Annotated in this window: 14 protein-coding genes; all 14 read left to right on the top strand. The window is 59.7% G+C overall.

Going from position 1 to position 12,584, the window contains the following annotated elements; genetic code table 11:
* On the top strand, positions 1-184 hold a 184-nt coding region (locus JOD69_RS19105; protein WP_210024160.1), incomplete at its 5' end, for a hypothetical protein.
* Positions 168-2,504, top strand: a complete 2,337-nt coding sequence (locus JOD69_RS19100; protein ID WP_086133915.1) for a caspase family protein — start codon at positions 168-170, stop codon at positions 2,502-2,504. The genes JOD69_RS19105 and JOD69_RS19100, both read left to right, overlap by 17 nt.
* Before the next feature lie 229 nt (positions 2,505-2,733).
* Positions 2,734-3,432 (top strand): HNH endonuclease signature motif containing protein, encoded by a 699-nt coding sequence (locus JOD69_RS19095; RefSeq protein WP_086133914.1) that lies wholly within the window; start codon positions 2,734-2,736, stop codon positions 3,430-3,432.
* A gap of 1,056 nt (positions 3,433-4,488) precedes the next feature.
* Entirely contained in the window at positions 4,489-4,695 is a 207-nt protein-coding gene (locus tag JOD69_RS19085; protein ID WP_077730995.1) for a HicB family protein, read from the top strand.
* Positions 4,688-4,909, top strand: coding sequence for a type II toxin-antitoxin system HicA family toxin (locus JOD69_RS19080; protein ID WP_086133913.1), 222 nt, complete (start codon positions 4,688-4,690; stop codon positions 4,907-4,909). The genes JOD69_RS19085 and JOD69_RS19080 overlap by 8 nt, the downstream gene beginning before the upstream one ends.
* Positions 4,910-5,453: 544 nt before the next feature.
* Positions 5,454-5,954, top strand: a complete 501-nt coding sequence (locus JOD69_RS19075) for a Na+/H+ antiporter subunit E (RefSeq protein ID WP_168175451.1) — start codon at positions 5,454-5,456, stop codon at positions 5,952-5,954.
* Positions 5,947-6,222: a monovalent cation/H+ antiporter complex subunit F gene (locus JOD69_RS19070; RefSeq protein WP_086133912.1), complete on the top strand. Its 276-nt coding sequence runs from the start codon at positions 5,947-5,949 to the stop codon at positions 6,220-6,222. Before JOD69_RS19075 ends, JOD69_RS19070 begins: the two co-directional genes overlap by 8 nt.
* On the top strand, positions 6,219-6,542 hold the full coding sequence (mnhG, locus tag JOD69_RS19065) for a monovalent cation/H(+) antiporter subunit G (RefSeq protein ID WP_205781025.1): 324 nt from the start codon (positions 6,219-6,221) through the stop codon (positions 6,540-6,542). Before JOD69_RS19070 ends, mnhG begins: the two co-directional genes overlap by 4 nt.
* Positions 6,542-6,814: a hydrogenase subunit MbhD domain-containing protein gene (locus tag JOD69_RS19060; protein ID WP_086133911.1), complete on the top strand. Its 273-nt coding sequence runs from the start codon at positions 6,542-6,544 to the stop codon at positions 6,812-6,814. Before mnhG ends, JOD69_RS19060 begins: the two co-directional genes overlap by 1 nt.
* Positions 6,811-7,548, top strand: coding sequence for an MnhB domain-containing protein (locus tag JOD69_RS19055; RefSeq protein WP_086133910.1), 738 nt, complete (start codon positions 6,811-6,813; stop codon positions 7,546-7,548). Before JOD69_RS19060 ends, JOD69_RS19055 begins: the two co-directional genes overlap by 4 nt.
* Positions 7,545-7,862 carry an NADH-quinone oxidoreductase subunit K gene (locus tag JOD69_RS19050; protein WP_086133909.1) on the top strand — a complete coding sequence of 106 codons (318 nt, stop codon included), beginning with the start codon at positions 7,545-7,547 and terminating at the stop codon, positions 7,860-7,862. Before JOD69_RS19055 ends, JOD69_RS19050 begins: the two co-directional genes overlap by 4 nt.
* Positions 7,859-9,355, top strand: coding sequence for a proton-conducting transporter membrane subunit (locus tag JOD69_RS19045; protein ID WP_086133908.1), 1,497 nt, complete (start codon positions 7,859-7,861; stop codon positions 9,353-9,355). The genes JOD69_RS19050 and JOD69_RS19045 overlap by 4 nt, the downstream gene beginning before the upstream one ends.
* Entirely contained in the window at positions 9,352-10,845 is a 1,494-nt protein-coding gene (locus tag JOD69_RS19040) for a proton-conducting transporter membrane subunit (RefSeq protein WP_086133907.1), read from the top strand. The genes JOD69_RS19045 and JOD69_RS19040 overlap by 4 nt, the downstream gene beginning before the upstream one ends.
* Positions 10,842-12,581 (top strand): complex I subunit 5 family protein, encoded by a 1,740-nt coding sequence (locus tag JOD69_RS19035; protein WP_086133906.1) that lies wholly within the window; start codon positions 10,842-10,844, stop codon positions 12,579-12,581. Before JOD69_RS19040 ends, JOD69_RS19035 begins: the two co-directional genes overlap by 4 nt.
* Positions 12,582-12,584: the final 3 nt, after the last annotated feature.

The raw sequence follows: 12,584 nt of genomic DNA, 5'->3' as shown, positions 1-12,584 counted from the left end.
GATTCGGATATGTAGGTCGGCAATCCCTTGCCGACGTATCGGCTCGGCGAAGGGCTTTGTCGGCAAGGGATTGCCGACCTACGTTCTCCCCTCCTTGCACGAATCCGTACACCGGGATGGAAAACGCTCTAAGCCATCCCGCCCCGATCTCCGGAGAAACTGCAACCATGAAGCCGCTGCGTAAGACATCCTTAGCCCTTGCCTTATCCACCACCCTTCTGATCGGCTGCGCCTCTCAGCCGGTCAGTCAGGAGGAAGCGGCGCGCGCCGTCGAAGGTTATATCGAGGATGCGGACAAACTGTTCGTGGTCGACTGCCTCCTTCCCGGCCAGGTGCGAAAACTCGGGTCGCAAATGACCTATCTCAGTGCCCGCCGTCCGATCCGAACCACGGCCGCCGACTGCGAGGTGCGCGGCGGCGAATATGTCGCTTACGACCGCGCGAATTATTCATCCGCCCTGAAGGTCTGGCTGCCCAAAGCCCAGGAAGGCGACGCCACGGCCCAGCTCTACGTCGGGCAGATCTACGAAAAAGGCCTCGGGCAGGAGCCCGACTATCGGAAAGCGGCCGAGTGGTATCGGAAGGCGGCCGAAAAAGGCAATGCCCAGGCGCAGATCAACCTCGGACATCTCTACGAAAAAGGCTTGGGCGTCACTAAAGACAGCGCTGCCGCGAGCCGCTGGTATCAAAAAGCATCCGGGCTCGAAGGCAGCGATTTGAATTTCACGCCGGCGGTCGCGGCTTCCGATGCACAGCGGCAGGAAATCGAAACCCTGCGCCAGGCCGCCGAGCGCAGCCGTCTCGAAGCCGAGGAACTCCGCAGCGAACTCAACTCGACCCGGCAGCAGCTACAGGAACAGCAAGATGCTCTGCGCAAATCGCAGGATGAGATCGACAACCTTCGGGAGAAGCTCGCGAAGCAAAAGGCGGCCTCATCGACCGGCGACGATCCGAAGATACGCGAACTCGAGGAAGAACTCCGGCAGAAAACCGCCCTGCTCAAAACGCAGCAAGCCAAAGTCAGCCAGATGGCGGCCGCATTCGGCCGGGAGCGCCAAAAGCTCAAGCAGGAACTGGCGGCGGTCCGGACCCAAACGGCCCCGGCGAAGGCCGGTTCCCCGGCAGGAACCGGAACGAACGGCCAAACCGTCAATTCCGCGCGCAAACAACTGGACGAAGCCGAAACCGCGCTCCAAGCAAAAATGGAGGACTATCAAAAGAGGTCGTCCGAACTGACCGCATGGCTGACTCAGAAGGACAAGCCGAACGGGGACGTCTCGCGTGCGCAGATCGACCGCCGAAAATCCGAGCTTCAGAACCAGGCCAGAGAGATCGCTCTGCTCAAGGAAAAGGTGGAACAGCTGGCGTTCAAGGTTCAGGAACAGCCCGCTCCGGAAATGCTCGCCCAGGCGGGCCCGCAGGTGGAGATCATCGACCCGCCCGTCACCATGACCCGCGGCGCGCGGGTGATTCAGGTGGGGCCGGAAGCCAGGGAGATCGTCGGGAAAATCGAGTCTTCGGCGGAACTGCTTTCATTGATCGTCAACGACAAGCCTCTGACACCCGATACCTCCGGTATCTTCCGGTACCCGATCAATCCCGGCGAATCCACGGGTTCGGTCAAGATCACCGCGACCGACAAGAAAAACAAGGTCACCAGCCTGGACGTCACCCTCATCGGGCAATCCGCGCAGCCTTCAGAGACGACGGCCACGGCGCCGGTTGAAAGCAAACGCGCGGGGCGGCCGACCGATATCCATTTCGGCAAGTTCTACGCGCTCATCATCGGCAACAACAGCTACAGCGCCTACCCTGCCCTGCAAACGCCGGCCAACGACGCGAAGAGCCTGGACGTCATCCTGCGCGAACGCTACGGCTTCAACACCAAGCTCCTCCTCAACGCCAACCGTCATCAAATCATGACGGCGCTGAACGAAATCCACAAAAAGCTGACATCGGAAGACAACCTGTTGATCTACTACGCGGGACACGGCGAAATCGACCCCAACACGAACCTCGCCTACTGGCTGCCCACCGACGCCGAAGTCGGCAATCCGGCCAACTGGATTTCCAGCCAAAGCATCACCGAATTCCTCAGCATCATGCCCGCCCGCCACGTTCTGGTCGTCGCCGACTCCTGCTATTCCGGCGCCATGACCGGTTCGGCCATCGCCAAACTCCCGGACGCCATGGACGAAAGCAAGCGCGCCAAGTGGCTGAAGATCATGGCCACCCGCAAGGCGCGGACGGTACTGACCTCCGGCGGCGTAAAACCCGTGCTCGACCTGGGCGGCGGCGGCCATTCGGTATTCGCCAACGCCTTCCTCGGCGTATTGCGCGGCAACAAGGGAATCCTGGAAGACTACGACGTCTTCCGAGCCGTGGCCGGCCAAGTCAAAGCCTCGGCCTCGAAAGCCGGATTCGAACAAATGCCCCAATACGCCCCGCTCCAGCACGCCGGCCACGAAGGCAGCCCGTTCTTTTTCGTGCCGGATAATGCGTGAGGGAAGAATGCATTTAGTGAATGGCGCCAAAGACAATTGGATGCACTGAACGAAGGGAAGCGCATCGATCGCGAACGATGCGCTTCGTGCCTCAGCGCATCCTATGTACTAGCGCCATTGTTTTAGACGTCAAAGTTGACATAAACAAAGGCGTTGCATATGAGCGAATTCCGAACTCGATTTCATTTTTGAGCTCGACTTTAAGCTATGTTCTATCGGGAGTTGAAGAGTGAGAGGTAATGTCATCTCCTACATCGAAATATGCCAGAAAGAAGGCACAAGCCTACAGCGTGGCATGAATTTCAGATTGAAGGGGCGCCATTCTGTCATCCTCATGTCGGTACGCCCTAACTCCCCTTATCGCGATGAAGTACAAGAGGATGGAGCCGTTCTCATTTATGAGGGCCACGACGAGCCAAAGCGCAAGGGAATTTCTGATCCCAAGACTCTTGATCAACCTGAACGACGCCCTGGTGGAACATTAACCGAGAACGGTAAATTCCATCAGGCCGCACAGCAGTTCAAGGCTGGGCATAAAGGCCCAGATATTGTTCAGGTCTATGAAAAAATTAAAGCGGGCATTTGGACCGACAATGGGTTCTTTCACCTGGTTGATTCGTGGGTCGAAAATGATGGCGTCAGAAATGTTTTCAAATTCAAACTTGTTGCCGTCGAAAGCGTATCTGATGAATCTGCTGCAGAAGAAGTATCGAGTCGCCTTGTTGAGCGCAGCCGCATAATCCCCACAAGCATCAAGCTAGAAGTATGGGCACGCGATGGTGGGAAGTGCGTAACATGCGGTGCAACCGACGAGCTTCACTTTGACCATATCCTTCCTTTTTCAAAAGGTGGTACATCTCTAAAAGCCGAGAATGTGCAATTACTGTGCGCGCGCCACAACCTTAGCAAGAGCGCAAAGATTCAATGAGCAACGAGCATAACAAGTCGTTCCAGAGCTATAGGATGCGCTGAGGCACGAAGCGCATCGTTCGAGTACCACTTCAAATCCACATGACGGACTACCGCCGTATTTACATTCCCGGCGCTACATGGTTCTTCACGGTCAATCTCGCGGAACGTCGCAACAACCACTTGTTGGTTGAAAAGATCGATCTCCTTCGAGCCGCATTTCGTTATGTCAAAGAACGAAGGCCTTTCCAGGTCAATGCCGTGCGGTCGTCATGCCGGATCATCTCCATTGCATCTGGACATTGCCTCCGGAAGACGGTGATTTTTCGACTCGCTGGAATTTGCTCAAAGGGCATTTTTTCCGTGCCGTCGAGAAAAGCGAGCGCGTGTCGGAAAGTCGTGGCAAACGGCGGGAACGCGGTTTATGGCAACGCCGGTTTTGGGCGCATTTGATCACCGATCAGGTGACTTTAACAGCCACATGGATTGCATCCACTGGAACCCTGTCAAACATGGCTGGGCAAAGTGGGTTACCGATTGGCCGTATTCGAGCTTTCACCACCTTGTGGAACGAGGTTTTTATCCAGCTGCGTGGGGGCATTCAGGGGAATTCGAACTTGATGCAGGTGAATGACTCGAAAGATGCGGTTCATGCCGGACTTCCCCGTTCGGCACCCTGCGGGTGGCTTTGTCGTGCACCAATTCGCTCGGAGCGAATTGGAACGTGCGAAGCACGGTCCGAAGGGCGAGTTTCAGGGATGAGACGAGTAAATCGTCCTCGCCACGCTACGCTGTCCCGCTTCGCTCGCGAGTCCAGGGCAGCCCGTCCCTGGCCTGCCCGCTCGCCGCGTTGCGCCTCGCCCTGCCGATTTGTCGTGCCTCAGCGCATCCTATGAACTGTGCGCGTATCGCAATCTTGAGAAGAGCGCAAAGATTCAATGAATACACATTGGGTTAGTGGCATAAGAATAGAATCGATCTATCTCCGAAAAACAGTGCGCGCTTTCCTCCACACGTTAAGCAAATCGTTGAGCGGTTATAAAATTTACCTCACCTTTTAAGAGAAGGAATCGTCATGGAACTTTCCGCTGTCTTAACTCCGGCACCCGAAGGTGGCTATGTCGCCTTCAATCCTGAAACAGGGACAACTACGCAAGGCGAGACTGTCGAGGAAGCCTTGGCTAATTTACGTGAGGCGACCGAGCTTTACCTCGAAGAATTCCCGTTGTCCATCATGGGGCGTCCACTACTGACAACTTTTCACGTAGCCGAACATGCCTAAATTGCCCGTCGTCTCGGGCGCAGAGGCAGTACGGGCATTGGAATGGCTTGGGTTTATCGTTGTACGGCAGCGTGGCAGTCACGTTGTTCTTCGCCGTGGATCATCCGGGTGTGTTGTACCAAACCACCGGGAGCTGAAGGCGGGCACATTGACTGGCATTCTCAAACAAGCCGGCGTATCACCCGATGAGTTCATTACTGCGTTACGTGCCTGACATTTCTCAAGAAGCATTGCGGTCGACGCTGTTCCATCCTCACAAGTTAAACCGTTTTAAGATGTTCTTGCTCAGCAGTTTGGCGCGTCGGAATTGCTGCTTGCTATTCCCGAACATCAGCCTGCATAAGGCGGAATAGCGTACTCGCGCATTTCGCCGCATGGGGACATCCCTTTCGGCGTATTAGAGCGTTTTCATCTCGCTCGTACGGCAAAACAGGCCTGCTGGAGTCGTTGGCGCCTTCGGCTCGGGTAGATCGACTCAAGCTTTCGTAGGTCGGCAATCCTTTGCCGACGAAGACGCTCGGCGGGACGTGGCGTCGGGAAGGGGGGCTTCGGCGCTCCCGAAGACGCCGTTTGCGATTGGGAAGGATTCCCGACCTACTCGCGAGTGCCCGTACAGTCGGTATGAAAATGCTCTAGCCTCAGCGTAATGCACCCTACGCCAGCCCCATAGGTGGGCTTCTGCATGTTCTCAAAAGAGGATGGAGCGCTCCGGTCGATCTGATATGATGGGGCCACGGTTGACATGGAAAGTCGAGGTCATGTTCGATTTTTTCGTCAAATCAGGACTCAAGCGCATTTTGTTCCTGGCGTTATGCTGGTGGGCCTTGACGGAAGGGTCGTCGGCCTGGGCCTTCGGCGTGCCGGTCATTCTCATCGCGCTTGTTTCAAGCTTCCTCATCAATCCGTCCGGATACAGGCCCCTGTACGGTCTGCCCCGTTTTCTCGGTTTCTTTCTCTGGCACTCGCTGCTCGGCGGCATCGATGTCGCGCGGCGCGCCTTGCATCCGAAAATGCCTCTGGCGCCGGCATTCGTGGATTTTTCCCTGCGGCTGACAGACGAGGCGGCCTGCGTACTTCTCATCAACACCGTCAATTTGCTGCCGGGCACCCTGGTCGCCGAACTGGACGAGCAGCGGCTGCAGGTTCATGTCCTAGACAAGGGGCTGCCCATTCTCGAATCCCTGCGAACGGTGGAAGAACGGGTTGCGGCTCTGTTCGGCCTCTCCTTGAATCAAGCCGGGGATACGCCCCATGCCTGAACTGAATCTGGCGCTCGCTTTCTTTCTGCTCCTCAACATCGCCGCCGGATTGCTCCGGATCGTGCGCGGTCCTACCTCGGCCGATCGCATGCTGGCGGCACAGTTGTTCGGCACGACCGGCGTAGCGGTCTTGCTGTTGTTGGCGGAGGCGCAAAACTTGCCGGCGCTCCGCGATGTCGCCTTGACTTTCGTGCTGCTCGCGGTGCTTGCGACAGTGGCGTTCGTAAGGCGGTTTTCCGATCGCAGCGACGGGGATGACGAGTCGTGAGCGATATTGCGCTTCAATGGCTTTCTGCCTTCTCGCTGTTTCTTGGCGTTTCATTCTTTTTTGCCGGAACCGTCGGTCTCTTGCGCTTTCCCGATACGTACACCCGAATTCATGCCCTCACCAAAGCCGATAATTTAGGGTTAGGCCTGGTCATTTTCGGTCTGATGCTGCAGACCGAATCCTGGGCGGTGATACTGAAACTCTTGCTGATCTGGCTGCTCGCGCTGCCGGCCAGCGCCACGGCCTGCCATCTGCTCGCCCGCCATACCCTGCGGTCCGAACACCGGGCCAGAGTTTCCACTTGGCAGGAACCACAGTGATGCTCGGCGAAATACTGGATTTTTCGTTGGCTGCAATCCTGATTTGGATTGCCTGGCGGACCGTGGCAACCCCCGATTTGTTCAATGCGGTGGTGCTGTTCATCGCCTTCGGCCTTCTGATGACGCTGGCCTGGGTAAGGCTGCACGCTGCGGACATCGCCCTGGCCGAAACCGCCATCGGCACCGGGCTAACCGGAGCCCTGATGCTCGACGCCGTGGCGCACATCACCGGTAAACGCGGACGCCGGCGTGCGGGAAGGAACCCATCATGAGCGCGGTGTACGGACCGATCCGACAGATCGCCGCCGCGCTCGCTTGGATCTTGGGCATCGGCCTTAGCGCCGCGATAGTCGCGCTTTCCCGCCCGGACTTCGGCTTGGCGGAACTCGTCGAAGCGCATCTGGAGGAAAGCGGCGTCCGACACCCGGTAACGGCCGTGCTGCTGAATTATCGCAGCTACGACACTCTTCTGGAGATTGCCGTGCTGTTGTTGGCCGTGCTGGGAATCCTGGCATTCCGGCCTCCAGGCCCCGCCTCCATACCCGACGCCGCGCCCGATTCGAGCCCCGTGCTCGCGGCTCTGAGTCGCTTGATAGTTCCGCTCATCGTTCTCGCTGCGGGATATCTGTTATGGGCGGGCGCGCACCGGCCGGGTGGAGCATTCCAAGCGGGGGCTGTGCTCGCGGGGGGCGGCGTTCTGCTGCGCCTGACCGGCACGATTCCAAGCTTCGAGTCGCCGAATGCATGGTTGCGTGTAAGCCTCGTTGTGGGCCTCGGGGTATTTCTTGCGGTTGCCGCTCTGCCGCTGTTCGAGGGTTCGAGGCTGCTGGAATACCGAACGGCGGAAGCTGCGATGGCTATCCTGGTGGTGGAATCGGCGCTGACCGTGTCGATCGCGGCGATTCTCGCAACCGCTTTCATCGGCGCGGCACCTCCCCGCATTCGATGCATGTCACCGTCCCGACCGGCACACTCGGCGGAGGGCGAAAGAGCGGGACAGTCATGATCGGCGGCGGGCTGATCTATGCCATGGCTGGCGTGGTTCTGTTCGCCATCGGCCTTTACGGCTTCATCATCCATGCTCATCTGGCACGGAGACTGATCGCATTCAACATCATGGGCAGCGGCGTGTTCCTGGTCCTCGTGGGGTTGCCGCAGCGAGTCGCCGGAACGCCGCCGGACCGGGTTTCGGAAGCCCTGGTACTCACCGGAATCGTCGTCGCGGTCAGCGCTACCGCTTTTGGGCTGGCGCTGGTCCGGCGTCTTTACGACTTGACCGGAGAAACTCGCCTGCCGAACGATCCTCGGCCCGAGCCATGAGCGGCATCTCGTTCGCCGCGCCATGGATACCCTTGCTGATTTTGCTTCCTCTGATGGCCGGAGCTCTTTCCTTCCTGTTCGGACCGCGCGGCCACAGAAGCCTGCTGGCGGCAACGATGACCGGCATTTGGTTCTCGCTGATACGGCTCATTCTCGAATTCGAAAATGCGGGTCTCCAGCACTATCCGATCGGAGGCTGGGGAGCACCTCTCGGGATCGATCTGCGAGCAGACGGGCTGAGCCTCGCGATGTTGGGCATGACGGCGACCGTAGGAAGTTTCATCAGCCTCTATGCTCTGGGTTATTTTGCCGGCGACGAAAACCGCGGCATCCGGTTCTGGCCGCTTTGGTGGCTTTTGTGGGGGGCGCTCAACGCCGTTTTTCTCTCGGCCGATCTCTTCAATTTGTACGTAACCCTCGAACTGTTGAGTCTAAGCGCCGTCGGTCTGGTCGTGCTCGCGGGCGACCGAGACTCGCTCGCTGCCGGGCTCCGCTATCTTCTCGCGGCGCTGGCGGGCTCTCTGGCGTATCTCATGGGCGTAGCCCTGCTGTACGGCGCCTACGGCACCTTGTCACTGGAGCGGATGGCGGGATTGTTCCGCCCGGAACCCGCAAACACATTGGCGGCGAGCCTGATTACCGTGGGACTGATGTTGAAGACTGCCCTTTTTCCACTCCATTTCTGGTTGCCGCCTGCGCACGGGAGTGCTTTGGCTCCGGTCAGCGCTCTGCTGTCGGGACTGGTCATCAAGGCTTCTTTTTACATGCTGCTGCGCCTTTGGTTCGAGGTCTTTCCGTCCGCGCTGACCGAAGTCTTTACACAAGGAATCGGCTCTCTGGGCGCCATAGCCGTGTTTGCCGGGGCTTGGCTCGCGTTTCACCAGGAAAAGCTGAAAATGCTGATCGCCTGGTCGACCGTGACTCAAGTCGGCTATTTGTTTCTGACGTTTCCGCTTGCCGCTGCGTCTTCTACGAGTGCCCCGGCCGCCTTGAGCGGCGGCGTGTACTTGGCCGTGTCCCATGCCGTGGCCAAGGCCGCCGTGTTCTTGGCGGCCGGCGCCATGCTGAAAGTGACCGACGAAGACCGGATCGATCGGCTGGAAGGCGTCGGCCGGCACCTACCCATCAGCCTGTTCGCCTTCGCCATGGCTGGTGTCAGTCTCATGGGTCTGCCGCCGAGCGGAGGATTCATCGCCAAGTGGCTTCTGCTCAATGCCGCGCTGTCCTCCGGGCAATGGTGGTGGGCCGCCGTTCTGGTCTTGGGCGGGCTCGCGTCCGCCGCCTATATCTTTCGAGTGCTGCGCCGCTGTTTTCTGCCACCAAGGGAGTACGCTGCGTTCCATCCGGTGCCCTTGGTCATGCCCTTAGCCGCGCTGTCTTTGGCCGGCATCGCCCTGGCCCTGGGGCTGGCGGCGGCTTATCCGCTTCGCCTCTTGCAGACGGGCGCGCCCCTTCTGCTCGAAGCCTCCGCACCGTCGACGGTGGCCCCATGACTTTCGACGATTGGTTGCCCCTCCTGGTGGTATTGAGTTCGCTCATAACCGGCCTGCTCATTTTCTTCGTCGGCGAGGAACAGCATCGCACCCGCTCCTGGCTCAATCTGATCGGCGCGGTAGCCAAGCTCGTGCTGGTGGGCATCATGGTATGGGGCGTGTTCCAGAGACATCGTTACGAAACCCGGTTGCCTCTGCTGCCGGATCAAGATTTCGTATTGCGCGCCGACGCGATGGGCATGCTGTTCGTGGGGCTTTCCTCGGTCCTATGGCTGCTCACTACGATCTACGCGATCGGCTATCTGGAAGGATCGCCCCATCGCAGCCGGTTTTTCGGTTTTTTCAGCCTGTGCGTGACCTCCACGATGGGCATCGCACTGGCCGGCGATCTCATAACCTTCATCATTTTTTACGAGCTGCTGACGTTGTCCACTTATCCCTTGGTGGTGCACCGCGGTACAGCGGACGCGTTGCGCGCCGGGAAGGTCTATTTGCAATACACGATGACCGGCGGCGCACTGCTGCTGGTGGGCGTCGTCTGGCTGTACGAGGTGGTAGGGTCTGTCGAGTTCACCGAGCGCGGTGTGCTGGCGGGGGTTTCGGTGGTTGATTACCCTGACCTGCTCGCGATCTTCGCGATTCTGGTCGCGGGGCTCGGGGTCAAGACTGCGCTGGTGCCGCTCCACGGCTGGCTGCCGGTCGCCATGGTGGCGCCCGCCCCGGTAAGCGCCTTGTTGCATGCAGTGGCGGTGGTCAAGGCCGGGGCCTTCGGCATCGTGCGCATCGCCTACGACGTGTACGGGGTGGAGTTCGCCGCTCGCCTGGGCGTGCTGGGTCCCTTGTCATGGGTCGCGGGCATCACCATCGTGTATGGCTCGGTGCGGGCGTTGACTCAGGACGACCTCAAGCGGCGGCTGGCCTATTCCACCGTCAGTCAGGTGTCGTACATCGTACTGGGAATCGGCATTCTCGGTCCGCTGGCGACCATCGGCGGCGTCGTGCACCTGGTACACCAGGGACTGATGAAGATCACTCTGTTCTTCTGCGCAGGCGATCTGGCCGAAACCCTGGGCATTCACAAGATCAGCGAAATGAACGGCGTCGGCCGGCGCATGCCCTGGTCCATGGTTGCGTTTACCGTGGCGGCCTTGGGCATGATCGGCGTCCCGCCGGTCGCCGGCTTCGTCACCAAATGGTATCTGGGCTTGGGGGCGATAGCCGCGAAGGACTACTGGGCGCTCGCTGTGCTTGCCGTCAGCACCGCGCTCAACGCCGCTTATTTCCTGCCGGTCCTACGTCGCATCTGGTTTCTGCCCGCGAGCGGAGAATGGCCGAAACGCGAACGCGATCAGCTCGAAACCCGTCCGACGCTGCTGGTGCCCACATTGATCACCGCTCTTCTCTCCTTTGCCGCCGGACTGTTCGCGGGCTCGTGGTTCAGCCCGCTGGGCTGGGCCAAGTTGGTCACGGCCCGGGAGTACGTTTCGTGAGCACGAGTTGGCTGGTCGCCGCCGCCCTGCTCGCTCCTTCCCTTCTGGCGATCGCGCTATTCATGGCCTTAGGGCGTTCCCCGACATGGCCTATCGCGCCCTGGGCCGCATTGCCGGGCCTGGTTCTGGCCGCGGCGCCGGATTTCCGCATCGATCTGTCCTGGTTATTGCTAGGCACGCGTTTGGGACTGGATGCCACCGGCCGGATGTTTCTAATCTTCACCGCTCTGCTGTGGCTGATCGCAGGCCTTTACGCTCAGGTTTATCTGGCCTCCGATTCGAAGCGCCGCCGCTTCGGCGGGTTCTTTCTGAGCACCATGACGGGCAATCTCGGCGTCATTTTGGCCCAGGACGTGGCGAGTTTTTATTTATTCTTTTCTCTGATGACTTTTTCCGCCTATGGCTTGATCGTGCATGAGGGCGGTGAAGAGCCGCACCGGGCGGGGCGCATCTATCTGATCCTGGCCATCCTTGGGGAGGCCATGCTGCTCGTCGCTTTTTTGCTGAGCGCGAGCGCGGCGGAAAGTCTGTTTCTCGACCAGATTCCGAAGGCGGTCGCCGTATCGCCGCAGCGAAATCTGATCGTGGCGTTGTTCCTCGGCGGATTCGGGGTCAAGGTTGGTGTCCTGGTGCTTCATGTCTGGCTACCTTTGGCGCATCCGGTCGCCCCCACTCCCGCCAGCGCGGTGCTGAGCGGAGTCATCATCAAGGCCGGTCTCTTGGGCTGGCTGCGCTTTCTGCCGCTGGGGCAGGCGGCTCTTCCCGATTGGGGCTATGGACTGACGGCCGCAGGGCTCGCCGCGGCGTTCTACGGTGCTGGGGTGGGATTGGTCCAAAAGGACTCCAAAACCGTGCTGGCCTATTCCAGCATCAGCCAAATGGGACTCATCACCGTGCCGGTCGGACTGGGCTTGGCGGCACCGGCCGGCTGGCCGTCGTCTCTGGCGGCGATTACGGTCTATGCGGTCCATCATGCTCTGGCCAAGGGAGCGTTGTTCCTCGGCGTCGGAGTCGCGCGGGAAACCGCTCGCGACGAGCGGAAACTTCGCTGGATCACGGCCGGGCTGCTGCTGCCCGCGCTGGCGCTGGCGGGAGCTCCCTTTACCAGCGGTGCGCTCGCCAAAGAGTCGCTCAAGAGAGCCATAGGCTCGGTGCCCGAACCATCGCAGGACTGGCTGGCCTGGACATTGTCTTTCGCGGCGGTGGGCACCACGCTGCTGCTCGTACGCTTCCTCTACCTGGTCCGACACGAGGCGCTGACGGAAAGCCACGGCAGCGGGAGCCGGGGATTGGGTCTTACCTGGGGGCTGGCGCTGCTTGGCGTATTTGCACTCACCTGGATCATGTTCGCCGACGCGGCGCGGGCCTTTTTCGAGCATGTGCTGGAACCCGGGATTCTCTGGAGCGAATTATGGCCGGTGGGCGGCGGTATCTTGCTGGCTTATCTGTTCGGCCGCCGGTTCGCCCGGTCCGCCCCGCCGATACCAGCGGGCGATTTGCTCGTACCGGCGGAACGGCTGGCGCTGAGTGCCTGGACGGGTATGAAAAGTTTATGGAATAAGGCGGTCCGGAAACCGGCTCGCCCGCCATGGAAAACCTTAGGCGCACGGCTGGCCCAGGGCCTGGCATACGGCCAAGCGTGGCTTGAAAGCATGGCCATCGCCGGAATCCTGTTTCTCTTGCTCATCGTGCTTTTTGCCTTGGCATTGCTCCCGAAGAACTTCGGGCGTGAATAAGAG

This window comes from Methylocaldum sp. RMAD-M (assembly GCF_017832375.1).
Taxonomy (GTDB): domain Bacteria; phylum Pseudomonadota; class Gammaproteobacteria; order Methylococcales; family Methylococcaceae; genus Methylocaldum.
This window is presented reverse-complemented; position numbering and strand designations above follow the sequence as displayed.

Bases quoted from the DNA above. Each gene is read 5' to 3' on its own strand.
- JOD69_RS19100 (WP_086133915.1), top strand. From the start codon at position 168: ATGAAGCCGCTGCGTAAGACATCCTTAGCCCTTGCCTTATCCACCACC.
- JOD69_RS19085 (WP_077730995.1), top strand. From the start codon at position 4,489: ATGGAACTTTCCGCTGTCTTAACTCCGGCACCCGAAGGTGGCTATGTC.
- JOD69_RS19080 (WP_086133913.1), top strand. From the start codon at position 4,688: ATGCCTAAATTGCCCGTCGTCTCGGGCGCAGAGGCAGTACGGGCATTG.
- JOD69_RS19075 (WP_168175451.1), top strand. From the start codon at position 5,454: ATGTTCGATTTTTTCGTCAAATCAGGACTCAAGCGCATTTTGTTCCTG.
- JOD69_RS19070 (WP_086133912.1), top strand. From the start codon at position 5,947: ATGCCTGAACTGAATCTGGCGCTCGCTTTCTTTCTGCTCCTCAACATC.
- JOD69_RS19060 (WP_086133911.1), top strand. From the start codon at position 6,542: ATGCTCGGCGAAATACTGGATTTTTCGTTGGCTGCAATCCTGATTTGG.
- JOD69_RS19055 (WP_086133910.1), top strand. From the start codon at position 6,811: ATGAGCGCGGTGTACGGACCGATCCGACAGATCGCCGCCGCGCTCGCT.
- JOD69_RS19050 (WP_086133909.1), top strand. From the start codon at position 7,545: ATGATCGGCGGCGGGCTGATCTATGCCATGGCTGGCGTGGTTCTGTTC.
- JOD69_RS19045 (WP_086133908.1), top strand. From the start codon at position 7,859: ATGAGCGGCATCTCGTTCGCCGCGCCATGGATACCCTTGCTGATTTTG.
- JOD69_RS19040 (WP_086133907.1), top strand. From the start codon at position 9,352: ATGACTTTCGACGATTGGTTGCCCCTCCTGGTGGTATTGAGTTCGCTC.